This window comes from Microbacterium sp. LTA6 (genome assembly GCF_045690355.1).
Classification (GTDB): domain Bacteria; phylum Actinomycetota; class Actinomycetes; order Actinomycetales; family Microbacteriaceae; genus Microbacterium.
Window position 1 is genome coordinate 3,319,167 of the sequence record NZ_CP147855.1, and the last position, 19,179, is coordinate 3,338,345.

The window sequence follows — 19,179 nt, forward strand, 5'->3', positions numbered from 1 at the left end:
GCGTTCCGGTAGACTCGACCACGCAAGCAACCTTTAACACCGTCCTGTGAGGCGGAGAAGGGAGCGGCCGATGAGCACGCGCACTGTGCTGCATGAAGCCGATATCTCGCGGGCATTGACCCGTATCGCACATGAGATCCTCGAATCCAATCGGGGGGCTTCCGACCTCGTCCTGCTGGGGATTCCGACCCGGGGCGTCACGCTGGCTCACCGCCTCGGCGCGCTGGTCAGCGACATCGCGCAGACCATCATCCCGGTCGGGTCGCTCGACATCACGCTCTTCCGCGATGATCTGTCCAAGCATCCGACGCGGTCCCCGCACCCGACGGACATCCCCGCCGGCGGCATCGACGGCAAGACGGTCGTCCTCGTCGACGACGTCCTCTTCTCCGGCCGCAGCATCCGCGCCGCCCTCGACGCGATCCAGTCGATCGGCCGACCCGCAGCGGTGCGACTGGCGATCCTCGTCGACCGCGGGCACCGCGAGCTGCCCATCCGACCCGACTTCGTCGGCAAGAACATCCCGTCCGCTCGGACCGAGCGGGTGAACGTGCGCCTGCGTGAGAACGACGGCGCCGAGGAGGTGACGATCGGCGAATGAGACACCTCCTCGACACCCGCACGCTCGACAAGGCGACCGCCCTGCAGATCCTCGATGTCGCCGAGGACATGGCAGACACCCAGTCCCGCGAGGTCAAGAAGCTGCCCACCCTGCGCGGCAAGACGGTCGTGAACCTCTTCTTCGAGGATTCCACCCGCACGCGCATCTCCTTCGAAGCCGCAGCGAAACGTCTCTCTGCAGATGTCATCAACTTCGCAGCCAAAGGCTCCAGTGTCTCCAAGGGCGAGAGCCTCAAGGACACGGCGCAGACCCTGGAGGCCATCGGAGCGGATGCCGTCGTCGTGCGCCATCCGGGTTCCGGCGCCCCGCAGACCCTCGCCACCAGCGGCTGGATCTCCGCCGGCGTGGTGAATGCCGGCGACGGCACGCACGAGCACCCGACCCAGGCGCTGCTCGACGCGTACACGATCCGCAAGCGTCGCTTCGGCGCTTCCAGCCGAGGGCGCGACCTCTCCGGGATCCGCGTCGTCATTGTCGGTGACGTGCTGCATTCCCGCGTCGCACGCTCCAACGTCTGGCTCCTCGCCACGCTCGGTGCCGAGGTGACGCTCGTCGCTCCTCCCACGCTGGTGCCACAGAACGTGTCGCTCTGGCCGGCGCGCGTCGTCTACGACCTCGACGAGGCTCTCGCCGAGGCGCCGGATGCCGTGATGATGCTGCGGATTCAGCTCGAGCGCATGAATGCCGCATATTTCCCGACTGAGCGGGAGTATTCCCGACGGTGGGGCTTGGACGCACTGCGTGTGGCCCGGCTTCCGGAAGGTAGCATTGTGATGCACCCCGGTCCGATGAACCGAGGACTGGAGATCTCCTCCGAAGCCGCTGATTCGCCCCGCTCGACGGTGCTGGAACAGGTGGCGAACGGAGTCTCCGTCCGGATGGCTGTGCTGTACCTGCTGCTGGCAGGAGAACGATACGACGAACGAGGGGGAGACCTGTGAACGAGACCCTCGTCATCACCGGCGCACGGCTTCTCGGCGCGGAGAGCGCCGACATCATCATCGAGAACGGAACGATCGCCGAGATCGGCGCAGGCCTCAGCAGGGCAGGTGCTCGCACCATCGATGCAGACGGGCTCGTGGCGCTGCCCGGCCTGGTCGACCTGCACACGCATCTGCGTGAACCCGGCTACGAAGCGTCCGAGACGATCCTCACCGGCACCAGAGCAGCTGCCGCCGGTGGGTTCACGGCCGTCTTCGCGATGCCGAACACCTCACCGGTCGCCGACACGGCCGGCGTCGTCGAGCAGGAACTCGCCCTCGGCGAGGCCGCAGGCTACGCCACCGTGCAGCCCATCGGCGCGGTCACCGTCGGGCAGAAGGGCGAGCGCCTCGCCGAACTCGGCGCCATGGCCTCCTCCCGTGCGAAGGTGCGCGTCTTCAGCGACGACGGCTTCTGCGTGTTCGACCCCCTCATCATGCGCCGGGCTCTCGAGTACGTGAAGTCCTTCGGCGGCGTCATCGCGCAGCACGCGCAGGACCCGCGCCTCACCGAAGGCGCGCAGATGAACGAGGGTACGGTCTCGGCAGAGCTCGGCCTCGCCGGCTGGCCCGCCGTCGCCGAAGAATCGATCATCGCCAGGGACGTTCTGCTCGCCGAACATGTGGGATCGCGTCTGCACGTCTGCCATCTCTCCACGGCGGGCTCCGTCGACATCATCCGCTGGGCCAAGAAGCGCGGCATCAACGTCACCGCCGAGGTCACGCCGCACCACCTGCTCCTCACGGACGAGCTGGTGCGGGGCTACGACGCCCGGTACAAGGTGAACCCGCCGCTTCGTCGGGAAGAGGACGTGCTCGCCGTGCGCGAGGGCCTCGCTGACGGCACGATCGACATCGTCGCGACCGACCACGCTCCGCACCCCAGTGAGCACAAGGCGTGCGAGTGGCAGGCGGCAGCCAACGGCATGGTGGGCCTGGAGAGCGCCCTGCGCGTGGTGCACCAGTCCATGGTGCAGACCGGCCTCATCGGCTGGGCGGACGTCGCGCGGGTGATGAGTGCTGCCCCGGCGCGTATCGGCATGCTCGCCGGACACGGCACACCGCTCGAGGTCGGCGCACCCGCGCAGATCACTCTGTACGACGCGTCGGTCGACGGCGTCTTCACCGAGGCCGACCTGCACGGGCGCAGCACCAATTCGCCCTACCTCGGCCGACCGCTGCCCGGTCGCGTGCAGTACACGGTGCACGCCGGCACCGTGACGGTGGATGCCGGCGCTGTCGTCGAGGAGCTGAACGGATGAGCGTACGCGACATCGCCATCGCGATCACGATCGCCGTGGCACTGCTCGTGCTGCTGACGATGTACTTCGCCTGGCGACGACGTCTGCGTCGCGATTCCGGCCTCACCGCCCCGCTGGGCGTCCCCGAGCACGCCGAGGTCGACAGCCGTCACGAAGTCCTCTACGTCTCGACCACCCAGCACGACAAGCCGCTGGAGCGTCTCACGATCTCGCCGCTGGCGTATCGGGCGCGGGGCGAGCTCGCGATCACCGACCGCGGAGTCGCGCTCTGCCTGGACGGCGCCCCGACGGTGTTCCTCGCCTCGCCGAAACTCCGCTCAGTCGATCGCGCGACCGTCACCATCGACCGTGTCGTCGAACCCGGCGGCCTCGTCCGCATCGCCTGGAATGTCGACGACGACACGATCGTCGACTCCTACCTTCGCCTCACCACCGGCGACCCGAAGAACCTGATTTCCGCACTGCAGCGACTCGTCGCCGCATCCGACGGCCCAGCCGCCCCCGACACAGGAGCCGCACAATGACCTCTCTGCCAGAACCCGCCGTCCTCGTCCTCGAAGACGGCACCCGCCACACCGGACGCGCCTACGGCGCGCTGGGCACCACGCTCGGCGAGGTGGTCTTCGCCACCGGCATGTCGGGCTACCAGGAGACGCTGACCGATCCGTCCTACGCCGGGCAGATCGTGCTGCAGACCGCACCGCATATCGGCAACACCGGCATGAACGACGAGGACCCCGAGTCCCGCCGCATCTGGGTGTCCGGCTACATCGTCCGCGACCCCTCACGTGTCGTCTCCAACTGGCGTGCCGACACCTCGCTCGATGCCGCGCTCATCGCAGACGGCATCGTCGGCATCAGCGGCATCGACACCCGGTCGATCACCCGGCACATCCGCGCGGCCGGATCCATGCGCGGCGGGATCTTCTCCGGCCCGGCCGCCGGGCTCGACCCGGAGGAGCAGCTGCGCTCCGTGCAGGAAGCCCCGCAGATGGCCGGCCGCAACCTCTCGGCCGAGGTCTCGGTCGACGTCGCGACGATCACCACGGCGCTGGGAGACCGGATCGGTGACCTCGCCGTCCTCGACCTCGGGGTCAAGCAGGCCACGATCGACAACCTCGCCGCTCGCGGTTTCGACGTGCACGTGCTGCCGCAGAACGTCACCATCGACGAGATCCGCGCGATCGATCCGGTCGCCGTGTTCTACTCCAACGGTCCCGGTGACCCGGCGGCATCCGACGGGCACGTCGACCTGCTGCGCGAGGTGCTGGATGCGGGCCTGCCGTTCTTCGGCATCTGCTTCGGAAACCAGCTGCTCGGCCGCGCTCTCGGCCTCGGCACCTACAAGCTGCCGTTCGGCCACCGCGGCATCAACCAGCCGGTGCTCGACAAGACCACCGGCAAGGTGGAGATCACCGCGCACAACCACGGCTTCGCCGTCGACGCTCCGCTTGACGGCCCCTTCGACAGCCCGAACGGCTACGGCAAGGTCGAAGTCAGCCACATCGGGCTGAACGACAACGTGGTCGAAGGACTGCGCGCCCTCGACATCCCCGCCTTCTCGGTGCAGTACCACCCCGAGGCCGCTGCCGGCCCGCACGACGCCAACTACCTCTTCGATCGCTTCGCGGCAATGGTCCGCGAGAACAAGGACGCCAAGTAATGCCCAAGCGCGACGACATCCGCTCCGTCCTCGTCATCGGCTCCGGCCCCATCGTCATCGGCCAGGCCTGCGAGTTCGACTATTCCGGCACCCAGGCGTGCCGTGTGCTCCGCGAGGAGGGCGTCCGCGTCATCCTCGTCAACTCCAACCCGGCGACGATCATGACCGATCCGGACTTCGCCGACGCGACCTACGTCGAGCCGATCACCTGGCAGGTCATCGAGACCATCATCGCCAAGGAGAAGCCCGACGCGATCCTCCCGACTCTCGGTGGCCAGACCGCGTTGAACGCGGCGATCGAGCTGCACAATCACGGCATCCTCGAGAAGTACGACGTCGAGCTGATCGGTGCCAGCTTCGAGGCGATCAACAAGGGTGAAGACCGCCAGATCTTCAAGCAGCTCGTGCTCGACGCCGGAGCCGATGTCGCGGACAGCCGCATCGCGCACACGATGGACGAGGTTCTCGCCGCTGCAGGCGAGCTCGGCTACCCGCTCGTCGTGCGCCCCTCGTTCACGATGGGCGGTCTGGGCTCGGGCTTCGCCTACGACGAGAACGACCTGCGCCGCATGGCCGGGGCAGGGCTTCACGACTCGCCGACCAACGAGGTGCTCCTGGAGGAGTCGATCCTCGGCTGGAAGGAGTACGAGCTCGAGCTCATGCGCGACACGGCCGACAACACCGTGGTCGTCTGCTCCATCGAGAACGTCGACCCGGTCGGCGTGCACACCGGCGACTCGATCACCGTCGCCCCCGCGCTGACGCTGACCGACCGCGAGTACCAGAAGCTGCGCGACATCGGCATCGACATCATCCGCGCCGTCGGCGTCGACACCGGCGGCTGCAACATCCAGTTCGCCGTAAACCCGGAGAACGGCCGGATCATCGTCATCGAGATGAACCCGCGCGTCTCGCGCTCGAGCGCCCTCGCCTCGAAGGCGACGGGGTTCCCGATCGCCAAGCTCGCCGCCAAGCTCGCGCTCGGCTACCGTCTCGACGAGATCCCGAACGACATCACCGGAGTGACTCCGGCGAGCTTCGAGCCGACACTCGACTACGTCGTCGTCAAGGTGCCGCGCTTCGCTTTCGAGAAGTTCCCGGCCGCCGATGTGACGCTGACCACCACCATGAAGTCCGTGGGCGAGGCGATGGCGATCGGCCGCAACTACGCCACAGCGCTGCAGAAGGCGCTCCGCTCGCTGGAGAAGCGCGGCTCGAGCTTCCACTGGGGCACCGAGGACCGTAGCGTCGAGGAGCTCCTGGAAATCTCGAAGACCCCGACGGACGGCCGCATCGTGGTGCTGCAGCAGGCGCTGCGCAAGGGCGCCACGATCGAGCAGGCATTCGACGCCACCGCCATCGATCCCTGGTTCATCGACCAGATCGTCCTCATCAACGAGGTCGCCGAGATCGTGCGCACGGCGGACGAACTCGATGCGGCCACGCTCCGCTACGCGAAGGAGCACGGCTTCTCCGATGCGCAGCTGGCCGAGCTCCGCGGCACCACCGAGGCCGAGGTGCGCGGGGTGCGCCACGGATTCGGCATCCGCCCGGTCTACAAGACGGTCGACACCTGCGCCGGCGAGTTCCCGGCACTCACGCCGTACCACTACTCGAGTTACGACTTCGAGACCGAGGTCGCGCCGTCCGATCGCACCAAGGTCGTCATCATCGGCTCGGGCCCGAACCGTATCGGACAGGGCGTCGAGTTCGACTACTCCTGCGTGCACGCCTCGTTCGCGCTCTCGGATGCCGGCTTCGAGACCGTCATGGTCAACTGCAACCCGGAGACCGTCTCCACCGACTACGACACCTCCGACCGGCTCTACTTCGAGCCGCTCACCCTGGAGGACGTTCTCGAGGTGCTCGACGCGGAAGCCGCCAGCGGCACCATCCTGGGTGTCGTCTGCCAGCTCGGCGGCCAGACCCCGCTGGGGTTGGCGAAGGGCATCGAAGCGGCCGGTTACGCCGTGCTCGGCACCAGCCCCGAGGCGATCGACCTCGCCGAGGAGCGTGCGCTGTTCAGCGGCATCCTGGATGCCGCAGGGCTCGTCGCCCCGCGTCATGGCACCGCAACCGATGTCGATGGCGCCGTCGCGGTCGCCGAGGACATCGGTTACCCGGTGCTGGTCCGCCCGAGCTTCGTGCTCGGCGGGCGCGGCATGGAGATCGTCTACGACACCGAGAGCCTGCGCGACTACTTCGTGCGCACGGCTGGCGAGGTCATCATCGAAGAGGGCAAGCCGCTCCTGGTGGACCGGTTCCTCGACGATGCGATCGAGATCGACGTCGACGCGCTGTACGACGGCGTGGATCTGTACATCGGCGGCGTCATGGAGCACCTCGAAGAGGCCGGCATCCACTCCGGAGACTCCAGCTGCACCCTGCCCCCGATCTCGCTCGGTCGATCCGACATCGACCGGGTGCGCACCGCCACGCTGGCGATCGCCGAGGGCGTCGGCGTCCGCGGCCTGCTGAACGTGCAGTTCGCGATCAGCGCCGGCGTGCTCTACGTCATCGAGGCGAACCCGCGCGCGAGCCGCACGGTGCCGTTCGTTTCGAAGGCTCTGGGTATCCCGCTCGCGAAGGCCGCCAGCCGGATCATGGTCGGCGCGACTGTCGCCGAGCTGATCGGCGAGGGGATGCTGCCGGAGCGCGATGGCTCGCGCGTGCCACTGGGCGCGCCGGTCGCCGTCAAGGAGGCCGTGCTGCCCTTCAAGCGCTTCCGCACCAAGGACGGCAAGATCGTCGACTCCGTGCTCGGCCCGGAGATGCGCTCCACCGGTGAGGTGATGGGCATCGACAAGGACTTCCCGACCGCGTTCGCGAAGAGCCAGGCCGCTGCCTACGGCGGCATGCCGACATCGGGAACCGTGTTCATCTCGGTCGCCGACTCCGACAAGCGCGCCGTGATCCTGCCGGCTCACCGGCTGCAGCAGCTGGGCTTCACGATCGTCGCGACCGAAGGAACGGCCGAGATCCTGTCGCGCAACGGCATCGCGGTGACGGTGGTCGAGAAGTACAGCGAGACGCAGACCAGCGGCGCGCAGAACATCGTCGACCTCATCAACGACGGACAGATCGACATCGTCGTGAACACGCCGTCCGGTGGCACGGCGCGTGCCGATGGCTACGAGATCCGGGCGGCCGCCGTCGCCGCGGACAAGGCCCTCTTCACGACGATGGCGGTGCTCGGTGCTGCGGTCAGCGGAATGGATGCCGCGCACAAGGGCTTCGACGTCCGCAGTCTTCAGGAATACGCGCTCGATCGTCAGGCGGCCCTGTGAGCGCACGTTTCGGGGAGCGGGTTCGCGCGGCGCTGCTCGCGCGCGGACCGCTCTGCGTCGGCATCGATCCGCACGCCGGCCTCCTCGACTCCTGGGGGCTGTCGTACGATGCGGCCGGCGCCAGGGAGTTCGGTCTTCGAACGGTGGATGCCGCAGCCGGCCGTGCAGCGATCGTGAAGCCGCAGGTGTCGTTCTTCGAAAGATTCGGCTCTGTCGGCATCGCCGCCCTCGAGGACGTGCTCGTGGCCGCCCGCGCAGCCGGCCTCATCGTGATCGCGGATGCGAAGCGCGGTGACATCGGGTCGACGATGGACGCCTACGCCGCCGCCTGGTTGACCCCGGGTTCGCCGTTGGAGGCCGACGCCGTCACCGTGAACCCGTTCCTCGGTGTGGGAGCGCTCGACGGCGCCTTCGCGCTCGCGGAGCGAACCGGCAAGGGGCTGTTCGTCCTGGCGGCGACCAGCAACCCGGAGGCCGAGGTTCTGCAGCGCTCCTCGAACGAGCGGGGCGAAACCGTGTCGTCCGCGGTGATCGCCGAAGTCTCGGCACGGAATGCCCAGTCCACGCCGACGGGGGAGTGGGGGAGCTTCGGCTTCGTCATCGGCGCCACCGTCGACTGGACGGATGCCGGACTCGCGGCCTTCGCGCCGCCCGCACCGATCCTCGCCCCCGGCTTCGGCGTGCAGGGTGCCGCACCGGAGGACCTCCGCGCGCGGTTCGGCACGATGAGCGATTGCGTGATCGCGAGCGAGAGTCGCAGCATCCTGACGGCCGGCCCGGCGGGTCTCGCCGCGGCCATCGACGCGCGCAACGCGCAGTATCTCGAGGTGACCCATGGCTGAAGTCAGGACCGTCCCCGATGTCGACCGCGCAGCGGCGGCACGGAAGGCCGTCGAGCGTCGGCGCGCGCGCGCCGCGCTCAAGCGTGACCTCACGATGCGGGTGACGACGCCGCAGACGGTGCTCTCACACGCCATCGCCGATGCCGACTCCGTCGCCGGCTCCATGCGCATCACCGACTTCCTGCTGGCGCTGCCGGCGATCGGTTCCGGAAAGCGCGATCGGATCCTCGACGAGCTGCATATCTCCCCGGTGAAGCGGCTCGGTGGACTCGGCGTGCGCCAGCGCGTGCTGCTCAGGGAATGGCTGGACGGGCGATTCCCGGAAGCGCAGCCCCGTGATGGCCGCAGTCGTCTGCTCGTGCTGGCCGGCCCCACGGCCGTCGGTAAGGGCACGGTCGCAGCGCACATCAGGGAGAACCACCCCGAGATCCATCTCTCGGTCTCGGCGACGACTCGGGCACCTCGACCGGGGGAGATCGACGGCGTGCACTACTACTTCGTCGATGACGCCGAGTTCGATCGCCTCATCGCCGACGGAGAACTCCTGGAGTTCGCCGTGGTGCACAACCGCTCCCGCTACGGCACGCCGCGGGCGCCGATCGACCTCGCCCTGAGCCAGGGAAAGACCGTGCTGCTCGAGATCGACCTGCAGGGAGCACGCCAGGTGCGCAAGGCCGAGCCGTCCGCGACGCTGATCTTCCTGCTGCCGCCGAGCTGGGACGAACTGGTCCAGCGACTCGTCGGACGCGGCACCGAAGAGGCGGAAGAACGGGCCCGTCGACTCCGCACGGCGAAGGTCGAACTGGCCGCCCAGAGCGAGTTCGATCACCGCATCGTGAACGAGGACGTCGCCGTCGCCGCGCGCGAGGTCGTAGAATTGTCTTCAAGCTCTGCGCGCTGAATGTCTCCCGCGCCTATTGCACCGTCTTCGCGACGATCCCGTCGCCTGATCAGGAGGTCTCACCATGGCCGGACACCACACCAACGGAATCATCGATCCCCCCATCGACAACCTGCTCGACCGCGTCGACTCGAAGTACGAACTGGTCATCTACGCGGCCAAGCGCGCCCGTCAGATCAACGACTACTACTCGGACCTGCACGAGGGCAACCTGTTCGACAACGTCGGCCCGCTGGTCGACTCGTCCGTCGAGGACAAGCCGCTCACCATCGCGCTGCACGAGATCAACGAGGACAAGCTCCGCCTGCGTCACGCAGAGTGACATTCGGACCGCGCCTCCCCGTTTGTCGGAGGCGCGGTTCAGAATGGGTGCATCCACCCTTTCCCCGTCCGTCCCCGTTCTGGAGCACCGATGAGCGCGCTGCGTCTGTTCACGTCCGAGTCCGTCACCGAGGGGCATCCGGACAAGATCTGTGACCAGATCTCAGACAGCATCCTCGATGGCCTCATCGCCAAGGACCCGGAATCCCGGGTTGCTGTGGAGACTCTCGTGACCACGGGGCTCGTGCACGTCGCCGGCGAGATCCGCACCGAGGCCTACGTCGACATCCCCACGATCGTCCGCCAGGTCGTGAACGGCATCGGCTACACCTCCAGCGACACCGGCTTCGACGGCGATTCCTGCGGCGTGAGCATCTCGGTGGGCGAGCAGTCGACCGACATCGCCCACGGGGTCGACAACGCGCAGGAGCATCGCGACGGTTCCTCGAGCGACCCACTCGACGCGCTCGGCGCCGGCGACCAGGGCATCATGTTCGGTTTCGCCACGAATGAGACGCCGCAGCTGATGCCGATGGCCGCCTGGACGGCGCACCGCCTCGCGGAACGCCTCGCCGAGGTGCGCCGCTCCGGACTGCTCCCGTTCCTGCGCCCCGACGGCAAGACCCAGGTCACACTCGGCTACGAGGGCTTCACTCCGAAGACCGTCGATGCGGTGGTGCTGTCGACGCAGCACAATCCGGATATCTCCCAGGATGAGCTGAAAGCACAGCTGCGCGAGCACGTCATCGCTCCGATCCTGGCGACCACGGGCCTCGACCTCTCCGATGTGACGTACTACATCAACCCGGCCGGCCCGTTCGTCACGGGTGGCCCCAAGGGCGACGCCGGCCTCACCGGCCGCAAGATCATCATCGACACGTATGGCGGTGCGGCGCGCCACGGCGGCGGCGCCTTCAGCGGCAAGGACCCGTCGAAGGTCGATCGGTCCGGCGCCTACGCCACCCGATGGGTCGCGAAGAACGCGGTGGCCGCAGGTCTCGCCGACCGCCTCGAGGTGCAGATCGCCTATGCCATCGGGGTCGCCCGTCCGGTCGGCCTGTACGTCGAGACGTTCGGTACCGGCAAGGTCTCCGACGAGGCGATCATCCAGGCGATCAGCACGGTGTTCGACCTCCGTCCGCAGGCGATCATCGAAGAGCTCGACCTCCTCCGGCCGATCTACGCGCAGACCGCCGCCTACGGGCACTTCGGCCGCGAGCTTCCCGACTTCACCTGGGAGCGCACCGACCGCGCCGAAGAGCTGCGCCGCGCTGCCGGGCTCTGATGGGGAATCGGTTCCCCCGGATACCTCAGCCCTCATGAGCACCGAGAGCCGACGCATCGCGCGAGTTCTCCTGGACTCCCCGCTGCCGCAGCTCGACCGGCTTTTCGACTACGCGCTGCCTGCGGAACTCGGCGAGGTGCCGCTCGGCGTCCGCGTTCGCGTCCCCCTGCGCACGGCGGGCCGGGTGATCGACGGGTACGTCATCGAGGTCGATACCGAAGATGACGCGGATCGTGCGCTCTCCGAGGTGGAGAGCATCGTGTCGACGGCCTCGGTGCTGCCGGAACGGCTGTATCGCCTGGCCCGGCGTGCCGCTGATCGGGCCGCGGGTTCCGCCTCGGACGTCCTGCGCCTCGCCATTCCCAAGCGGCAGGTCCGAGTCGAGAAGGCATGGACGGCGGATGCTCCTGCCGTCCGCCCGCACGAGACCGCGCTCGCTCGTGCCGCAGAGGTGATCGGGCGCTACGAAGGTCTCGAGGCTGTACTCACGGAGCGCGGACGCGCCGCGGTCGAGGCGATCCCTGCGCTGGATGACGATTCTCCGGCATGGGCGCAGCTGCTGGCGGCCGTGGCGGTGCGCACCCTGTCGTCGGGGTCGTCGGCGGTGCTCGTCGTCCCGGATCACCGAGACGTCGACAGCCTGCTGAAGACGCTTTCGGTTCTGGTGCCGGACGAAGCCGTGGTGCGCCACGACTCGAGACAGTCGAATCCTGATCGCTATCGCGCGTTCCTGCGCACCCTCGAAGATGCGCCGTGCATCGTCGTCGGCAACCGCTCGGCCGTCTACGCGCCGGTCGAGGCCGGACTGGTCGTCATCTGGGACGACGGAGATCCTCTGCTCGGAGAGCAGCTCGCGCCCTACATCAACGCGCGCGACGCGGCGCTGCTTCGCCAGGAGCAGGAGGGGTCGGCCCTCCTGATCGCCGGAAACACCCGCACCACCGACACCGAGCGGCTCGTGCTGCACGGCTGGCTTCAGGACGTTCGTGCGGCGCGGCGCGTGCTACCGCGCGTGCTGTTGAGCACTCCGCAGGAGATGGAGCAGCCGCAGGGGCAGCGACTGCCGTCGTCGGCCTTCCTCGCCGCGCGGACAGCCGCGGCGGAGGGACCGGTCCTCGTCCAGGTGTCACGCCCGGGCTTCTCGCCGTCACTGGTGTGCGCAGGATGCCGCACGCCGGCCCGGTGCGCACATTGCGGCGGGCCGCTCGGAGCGCGACACCGCGGAGCCGTGCCGGTCTGCGGCTGGTGCGGGCGGTCGGCGCGCGCCTGGGCCTGCCCGTCGTGCTCCGGGGTGCAACTGCGCCTGGCGTCGTCAGGGAGCGAGCGCACGGCAGATGAACTCGGTCGTGCGTTTCCCGGAGTGCGTGTGATCGTCGCCGATGGCGCACACCCCGTCGCCAAAGTCGATGCGCGGCCGGCGCTGGTCGTCGCCACTCGCGGAGCGGAGCCGCTCGCCGAGGGCGGCTATCGTGCCGTGGTGCTCCTGGACGGTGCACGGATGCTGCAGGCCCCCGATCTTCGCGTCGGCGAGGCATGCCTGCGCTGGTGGTCGAACGCGGCCGCTCTCGCCGCACCCGGCGCTCCCATCCACCTGGTCGGCGTCAACGGCCCGGTGGCGATGGCGCTCGCGACCTGGAACCACGCGGGGTACGCCCGAACGGAACTCGAATCCCGCGCGCCGCTGCACATGCCTCCGATCATGAGGGTCGCGCAGATCGAGGGCACCACCGACGCCATCACCCGCGCCCTGGAGACGGTGCGAGAACTCGCACTGCCCGCCGACGCGCTGCTCGGACCGGTGCCGATCGAATCGAACGATGACCCTCCGCGCCTGCGCGCCCTGCTCCGGTTCGATTACGGATCGGGCCAGCGCGTCGCCACGACACTTCGCGCCGCCGTCGTCGCCGAGGCCGTTCGTCACCGCCGCGGCCGCGGCCGTGCGACCCGCAGCACTCTCACGGTGCGCCTCGATATCCTCGACCCAGAGCTTTGACCTTCCGGAGAACCTTCATGCGCCTCGTCTTCGCCGGCACACCAGCCGCCGCCATCCCGACACTCCGCCGCTTGGCGACGGAGCACGACATCGCCGCGGTGGTGACCCGGCCGGATGCCCCCCTCGGTCGCAAGCGCGTGATGACGCCCTCGCCCGTCGCGGCGGTCGCAGGCGAACTCGGTATCCCGGTGATCAAGGCGGCTCGTCTGGACGAGGAGGCTTCGGCGCGCATCGCCGCGTTGCGTCCGGACCTCGGCGTGATCGTCGCGTACGGCGGTCTGGTGCGCGAGCCGCTGCTGTCGACGCCGACTCGAGGCTGGATCAACCTGCACTTCTCGCTGCTCCCGCAGTGGCGGGGTGCCGCGCCTGTCCAACGTGCCCTCATCGCGGGTGACGCAGAATTCGGAGCGAGCGTGTTCCAGCTCGTCGCCGAGTTGGACGCCGGCGACGTCTTCGCCGCACGGACGATCGCGATTCCGGACGGAGCGACGGCGGATGCCGCCCTCGACGCGCTTGCCGTCGGGGGCGCCGAGCTCACCGCAGAGGTCGTCGCCGGCATCTCGACCGGCGCGGCGCACGCCATGCCTCAGACCGGCACGGCGACCGTCGCTCCCAAACTCACCCTGGAGGACGGGTTGCTGGACTGGTCGCAGACCCTCGACCTCGTCTATGCGCGGTTCCGTGGTGTGACCCCCGAGCCCGGGGCCCACACGACCATCGGCGGATCGCGGGTGAAGATCCTCGAAGCCCAGAGAGCCACCGACGTCGAAGCGATGCCGCCGGGGACGATCGCGGCGGGCAAGGCGGCACTGCTGATCGGCACGTCCACCGCCCCGCTCGCCGTGACCCGCGTCCAGCCGGCCGGAAAGGCGGCCATGAGCGCCGTCGACTGGTGGCGCGGTCAGCGCGGTGCGGAAGATCTGCGAGCAGGCGCATGAGCGGCCAGCAGCGTCGTCCCCGGCACCCGCAGGGCCAGGGCGCACCCGGATCCGACCGCCGGAGTTCGAGCCGCGGTGGCGGCCAGCCGTCCCGTACGGTGCAGCCTTCCCGGGCGGTCCAGCCCGCACGCCGCGTCGCCTACGACGTGCTGCGCGCGGTCAGCGACTCCGACGCCTACGCGAACCTCCTGCTGCCGTCGGCGATCGCCGACGCAGGACTCTCGACGCAGGATGCGGCTCTCGCCACCGAACTCGCCTATGGGACGCTCCGCCGACGCGGCATGTACGACGCGATCATCGAGGCGGCAGCGGATCGCGACACCGCATCGATCGATCCGGCCGTGCTCGATGCGCTGCGACTCGCGGTGCATCAGCTCCTGGCGACGCGAGTGGCCTCGCACGCCGCTGTGAACGAGTCGGTGAATCTCGCCGCAGACGCTCAGGGCCGCGGGGCGGCGAGCTTCACGAATGCGGTGCTCCGGCGGATCGCGAGGGAGACACCGGGGGAGTGGCAGGAGCGGATCGAGCGGTCGGCGCGGTCCGACGACGAGCGACTCAGCCTCCGCACGGCGCATCCGGTGTGGGTGATCCGCGCGCTGCGCAGAGCCCTCGCCGCTGAGGGTCGCGCGGACGAACTGGAGGCGCTTCTCGAGGCCGACAACGTCTCACCCGAAGTGACGCTCGTCGCCTTGCCGGGACTGGCCGAGCAGGGGGAGCCGCGCCGCCCGTACGCCGCGACCGCCTTCGGCTCGCCCGGCGGCGATCCCCATCGGATCGTGGCCGGCTCCGGAGGCAAGGTCCGCGTCCAGGATGAGGGATCCCAGCTCGTGGCTCTCGCCCTTGCCGCGGCGGCGCCGATCCGCTCGGGGGAGCGCTGGCTCGACCTGTGCGCCGGCCCCGGTGGCAAGACCGCACTGCTGGCGGCCATCGCCGCGCAGCACGGCGCTCTTCTCGAGGCCAATGAGATCATCCCCGCGCGGGCGGGGCTCGTGCGCAACGCTCTCCGCCCTGTTCCCGGTGACGTCGTCGTGGACGAAGAGGACGGCCGCACGCTCGCTCGCGACCGTGTCGGGCAGTACGACCGCATCCTGGTCGACGCACCGTGCACGGGCCTCGGCGCCCTTCGCCGTCGGCCTGAGGCTCGCTGGCGGAAGACCCCGGCCGATGTCGCCGAGCTCGTTCCGCTGCAGGAGGAGCTCCTGTCGGCCGCTGTGGAGGCGCTCGCGCCCGGTGGCATCGTCGCCTATGTCACCTGTTCACCGCACCTCGCTGAGACCACCGGGGTCGTGCAAGAGGTGCTGCGCGGGCGCGCTGACCTCCACGAGCTCGACGCACGGGCGGTGCTGACGCACATCGCGCAATCGCCGATCGATCTCGGGACGCGCGACGACCAGCCCGATGGCGGATCCGTGCAGCTCTGGCCGCACCGCCACGGCACCGACGCGATGTTCCTCGCGCTGCTGCAGCGCACCGCGGCAGATCCGGCCGCGACAGATCCCGGCGATGCCGCCGGGAAGGGAGAATAGACCCGTGGACCTTCCCCGCGCCCCGCGCATCAATCCCAGCATCCTCGCCGCCGACTTCGTCAACATGCAGCGCGATCTTGCGAAGATCGCCACCGCCGATTTCGCCCATGTCGACGTGATGGACAACCATTTCGTGCCGAACCTCACCTTCGGGACGCAGATGGTCGAGCGCATCCAGGCGACCAGCCCCATCCCGCTCGACGTCCACCTCATGATCACCGACCCCGACCGCTGGGCGCCCGCGTATGCCGAGCTGGGAGCCGCCAGCGTCACGTTCCACCTCGAAGCGGCCGCCGATCCGATCTCGCTCGCGCGGCGCCTGCGTGACATGGGTGCCCGCGCCGGAATAGCCATCAAGCCGGGCACCCCGGCCGAAGGCCTGTACGACGTACTCGATGAGTTCGACCAGATCCTCGTGATGACGGTGGAGCCCGGATTCGGCGGCCAGGGCTTCATGCCCGAGACGATGCCGAAGCTGCGCTCACTGGCCGACGAAGCACGACGGCGCGGCTCGAACGTCTGGCTGCAGGTCGACGGCGGCATCTCGGACAGCACCATCGAGCTCGCCGCCGCCAGCGGAGCCGATACGTTCGTCGCCGGCTCCGCCGTCTACGGGGCCGACGACGTGGAGGCCGCCGTCACGCGGCTCAGGGACGCCGCACGAGCCGCTAGCCTGGAATCGTGAAGACTTTCGACGAGCTGTTCGCCGAGCTCAGCGTCAAGGCCGAGACTCGTCCGGCAGGATCGGGCACGGTCGCCGAGCTCGACGGCGGCGTGCACACGATCGGCAAGAAGATCGTCGAAGAGGCCGCCGAAGTGTGGATGGCCTCCGAGTACGAATCCGACGAGGCAGCGGCCGAGGAGATCTCCCAACTGCTGTACCACGTGCAGGTGATGATGATCGCGAAGGGCTTGAGCCTGCAGGACGTCTACCGACATCTCTGATGCGCTCCGCCCCTGTCGACCCCATCTGAAGGTTTCCCATGCTGCGCATTGCTGTTCCGAACAAGGGCTCGCTCTCCGAGACCGCCGCCGAGATGCTCGCGGAAGCCGGCTATGCCGGACGCCGTGACGCCAAGACCCTGCACCTGATCGACGCCGAGAACGACGTCGAGTTCTTCTTCCTTCGTCCCCGCGACATCGCCACCTACGTCGCCTCCGGTGCACTCGACGTGGGCATCACCGGCCGCGATCTGCTGCGCGATGTGCCTCAGCAGGCGAGGGAGATCGAGTCGCTCGGCTTCGGCGGCTCCACGTTCCGCTTCGCGGGTCCTCCCGGGAGATTCCACACGGTCGCAGACCTCGCAGGCGTCCGAGTCGCTTCTGCCTACCCCGGCCTCGTCGGTGATTTCCTGCGTGAGCACGGCGTTGCGGCAGAGCTCGTCCAACTCGACGGAGCCGTCGAATCCGCGGTGCGACTCGGTGTCGCGGATGCCGTCGCCGATGTCGTCTCCACCGGAACCACGCTCCGACAGGCCGGACTCGACATCTTCGGTCCGGTCATCCTGGAGTCCGAGGCGGTGCTGATCAGCCGCCCCGGCGATGCCGAGGGCACCGAGACCCTGCTGCGGCGCCTGCGCGGTGTGATGGTCGCTCGGCGCTTCGTGCTGATCGACTACGACCTCCCGGCGGAGTTGGTCGATCAGGCCGTTCAGATCGCTCCCGGCCGTGAGTCGCCGACGATCTCCCCGCTCCGCGATGCCGCCTGGGTGGCCGTGCGCGTGATGGTGCCGAGCCGCGGCGTCAATCAGGTGATGGACGATCTGTACGCACTCGGCGCTCGCGCCATCCTCGTGACCGCGATCCACGCCGCGAGGCTCTGATGGCACTCGCCAGTCGCGTCATCCCCTGCCTCGATGTGGCCGCGGGCCGCGTCGTCAAGGGCGTGAACTTCGAGAACCTCCGTGACATGGGCGATCCCGTCGAGCTCGCTCGCCACTATGCCGAGCAGGGTGCAGACGAGATCACGTTCCTCGACGTGACCGCCACCGTCGATGCCAGGGCCACCACATACGACGTCGTGCAGCGCACGGCAGAGCAGGTGTTCGTTCCGCTCACCGTCGGCGGGGGAGTGCGCAGCGTCGACGACGTCGCCCGGCTGCTCGCGGTCGGCGCGGACAAGGTCGGCGTGAACTCCGCCGCGATCGCCCGCCCCGGACTCATCGACGAGATCGCCGACCGCTTCGGCGCGCAGGTGCTGGTGCTGTCCCTCGACGTCAAGCGCGCCGCAGGCACGCATTCGGGTTTCGTCGTCACCACCCACGGCGGGCGTACGACGACGACCCTCGACGCGATCGCCTGGGCACGGGAAGCCACCGAGCGCGGTGCGGGCGAGCTGCTGGTGAACTCGATCGATGCGGACGGCACGCGCGACGGCTTCGATCTGGAACTGGTGCGTCTGATGCGCGAAGCGTCGACGGTTCCGGTGATCGCGTCCGGCGGCGCCGGGAAGGCGTCCGATTTCGCTCCGGCGATCAAGGCGGGCGCCGATGCCGTGCTCGCCGCGAGCGTCTTCCACACCGGAGCTCTCACCGTGGGAGACGTCAAGGACGCTCTGCGGGCTGAGGGGGTGCTGGTCCGATGACGGAGTTGGAGACGCGGATCGCGCAGGTCGCCTGGAACGGCGACGGACTCGCCCCGGTGATCGTGCAGCAGTGGGACACCCGTGAGGTGCTCATGTTGGCCTGGGTGGATGCCGAGGCGCTCCGCCGCACCCTCACCTCGGGTCGCGTCACGTACTGGTCCCGCTCACGGCAGGAGTACTGGCGGAAGGGCGACACGTCCGGCAACATCCAGACCGTCCACGAGGCACGTCTGGACTGCGATGGAGATGCGATCCTGCTGCTGGTCGACCAGACCGGTCCCGCCTGCCACACGGGTACGCGAACCTGCTTCGACACCACGGACCTCGAGGCGGTTCCGGGCCAAGGCGGAGCATGAGCATCGCACGACGCGGCCGTTCGCTCGGAGTCTCCGGCTTTCTGCTGGCCGGAGCCGTCGGCATCATCTCCTCGACCCAGACGTGGCTCACCGTCGAACGCGCCGATGCGGGCGCAGCCATCCTCGTCCCGGGCGCAGATGCGCTCCCGCTGCTCGCCCCGCTCAGTCTCGCCGTGCTCGCTCTCGGCGCTGCGCTGTCGATCGCCGGCCGGATCGTGCGTGTGGTATTCGCGGTGGTCGCTGCGGCGACTGCCGTCCTCCTGGGGTGGTCGACGATTCCGCTGCTCGTGAGCCCACCGCTCAGCGCCGTCGCCCCGAGCGTCACGGACACGACCGGACTCGCCGGGTCTGCGGCGCTGTCCGACGTCGTCGCCTCGATCACTCCGACGTTCTGGCCGTACCTCGTCCTCGCCGCCTGGGTGCTCCTGTTCGCCACCGCGGTGCTTGTTCTGCTGACCTGGCGGCAGTGGAAGACCGGAGGCCGCAGATACCGCACCGAGGGCGCCGCCGCCGATCACGGCGATGGAGCGGTGGACGCCGTCGATTCCTGGGACGAGCTGTCGCGTGGCACCGACCCGACTCGATGACCCCGATAGACTGAGCCGACCCCCGCACGTCG

19 protein-coding genes are annotated in these 19,179 nt (G+C 69.0%); all 19 read left to right on the plus strand.

From position 1 onward, the window contains the following. Positions 1-70 precede the first annotated feature (70 nt). Entirely contained in the window at positions 71-601 is a 531-nt protein-coding gene (gene pyrR / locus LTA6_RS15765) for a bifunctional pyr operon transcriptional regulator/uracil phosphoribosyltransferase PyrR (protein ID WP_341974753.1), read from the plus strand. Next, positions 598-1,563, plus strand: coding sequence for an aspartate carbamoyltransferase catalytic subunit (locus LTA6_RS15770; RefSeq protein ID WP_341974755.1), 966 nt, complete (start codon positions 598-600; stop codon positions 1,561-1,563). The genes pyrR and LTA6_RS15770 overlap by 4 nt, the downstream gene beginning before the upstream one ends. Further along, positions 1,560-2,864, plus strand: coding sequence for a dihydroorotase (locus LTA6_RS15775; protein WP_341974757.1), 1,305 nt, complete (start codon positions 1,560-1,562; stop codon positions 2,862-2,864). Before LTA6_RS15770 ends, LTA6_RS15775 begins: the two co-directional genes overlap by 4 nt. After that, the gene (locus LTA6_RS15780) at positions 2,861-3,388 is read left to right on the plus strand and encodes a hypothetical protein (protein WP_341974758.1); all 528 of its coding nucleotides are present in this window, start codon (positions 2,861-2,863) and stop codon (positions 3,386-3,388) included. The genes LTA6_RS15775 and LTA6_RS15780 overlap by 4 nt, the downstream gene beginning before the upstream one ends. Beyond that, positions 3,385-4,527: a glutamine-hydrolyzing carbamoyl-phosphate synthase small subunit gene (gene carA, locus LTA6_RS15785; RefSeq protein ID WP_341974760.1), complete on the plus strand. Its 1,143-nt coding sequence runs from the start codon at positions 3,385-3,387 to the stop codon at positions 4,525-4,527. The genes LTA6_RS15780 and carA overlap by 4 nt, the downstream gene beginning before the upstream one ends. Next, a complete protein-coding gene (gene carB / locus LTA6_RS15790) occupies positions 4,527-7,814 on the plus strand; it encodes a carbamoyl-phosphate synthase large subunit (protein WP_341974762.1) in 3,288 nt (1,095 codons plus the stop codon). Before carA ends, carB begins: the two co-directional genes overlap by 1 nt. After that, a complete protein-coding gene (gene pyrF, locus LTA6_RS15795) occupies positions 7,811-8,656 on the plus strand; it encodes an orotidine-5'-phosphate decarboxylase (RefSeq protein WP_341974764.1) in 846 nt (281 codons plus the stop codon). The genes carB and pyrF overlap by 4 nt, the downstream gene beginning before the upstream one ends. Further along, positions 8,649-9,557, plus strand: a complete 909-nt coding sequence (gmk, locus tag LTA6_RS15800; protein ID WP_341974767.1) for a guanylate kinase — start codon at positions 8,649-8,651, stop codon at positions 9,555-9,557. The genes pyrF and gmk overlap by 8 nt, the downstream gene beginning before the upstream one ends. A gap of 64 nt (positions 9,558-9,621) precedes the next feature. Beyond that, the gene (rpoZ, locus tag LTA6_RS15805) at positions 9,622-9,879 is read left to right on the plus strand and encodes a DNA-directed RNA polymerase subunit omega (RefSeq protein ID WP_042536631.1); all 258 of its coding nucleotides are present in this window, start codon (positions 9,622-9,624) and stop codon (positions 9,877-9,879) included. A 90-nt stretch (positions 9,880-9,969) separates the two neighbouring features. Then, entirely contained in the window at positions 9,970-11,163 is a 1,194-nt protein-coding gene (gene metK / locus LTA6_RS15810) for a methionine adenosyltransferase (RefSeq protein WP_341974769.1), read from the plus strand. Positions 11,164-11,197: 34 nt separating this feature from the next. Beyond that, positions 11,198-13,156 (plus strand): primosomal protein N', encoded by a 1,959-nt coding sequence (locus tag LTA6_RS15815; RefSeq protein WP_341974771.1) that lies wholly within the window; start codon positions 11,198-11,200, stop codon positions 13,154-13,156. 17 nt (positions 13,157-13,173) lie between these two features. Continuing rightward, a complete protein-coding gene (gene fmt, locus LTA6_RS15820) occupies positions 13,174-14,094 on the plus strand; it encodes a methionyl-tRNA formyltransferase (RefSeq protein WP_341974772.1) in 921 nt (306 codons plus the stop codon). Next, positions 14,091-15,620 (plus strand): transcription antitermination factor NusB, encoded by a 1,530-nt coding sequence (locus LTA6_RS15825; RefSeq protein ID WP_341974773.1) that lies wholly within the window; start codon positions 14,091-14,093, stop codon positions 15,618-15,620. Before fmt ends, LTA6_RS15825 begins: the two co-directional genes overlap by 4 nt. Continuing rightward, positions 15,598-16,305 (plus strand): ribulose-phosphate 3-epimerase, encoded by a 708-nt coding sequence (gene rpe, locus LTA6_RS15830; protein ID WP_341974775.1) that lies wholly within the window; start codon positions 15,598-15,600, stop codon positions 16,303-16,305. Before LTA6_RS15825 ends, rpe begins: the two co-directional genes overlap by 23 nt. Then, positions 16,302-16,565, plus strand: a complete 264-nt coding sequence (locus LTA6_RS15835) for a phosphoribosyl-ATP diphosphatase (RefSeq protein WP_341974777.1) — start codon at positions 16,302-16,304, stop codon at positions 16,563-16,565. The genes rpe and LTA6_RS15835 overlap by 4 nt, the downstream gene beginning before the upstream one ends. A gap of 38 nt (positions 16,566-16,603) precedes the next feature. Continuing rightward, positions 16,604-17,443, plus strand: coding sequence for an ATP phosphoribosyltransferase (gene hisG, locus LTA6_RS15840; RefSeq protein ID WP_341974779.1), 840 nt, complete (start codon positions 16,604-16,606; stop codon positions 17,441-17,443). Next, positions 17,443-18,204: an imidazole glycerol phosphate synthase subunit HisF gene (gene hisF / locus LTA6_RS15845; RefSeq protein ID WP_341974781.1), complete on the plus strand. Its 762-nt coding sequence runs from the start codon at positions 17,443-17,445 to the stop codon at positions 18,202-18,204. Before hisG ends, hisF begins: the two co-directional genes overlap by 1 nt. Beyond that, a complete protein-coding gene (gene hisI, locus LTA6_RS15850; RefSeq protein WP_341974783.1) occupies positions 18,201-18,560 on the plus strand; it encodes a phosphoribosyl-AMP cyclohydrolase in 360 nt (119 codons plus the stop codon). The genes hisF and hisI overlap by 4 nt, the downstream gene beginning before the upstream one ends. Beyond that, positions 18,557-19,147, plus strand: coding sequence for a Trp biosynthesis-associated membrane protein (locus LTA6_RS15855; protein WP_341974786.1), 591 nt, complete (start codon positions 18,557-18,559; stop codon positions 19,145-19,147). The genes hisI and LTA6_RS15855 overlap by 4 nt, the downstream gene beginning before the upstream one ends. Positions 19,148-19,179 lie beyond the last annotated feature (32 nt).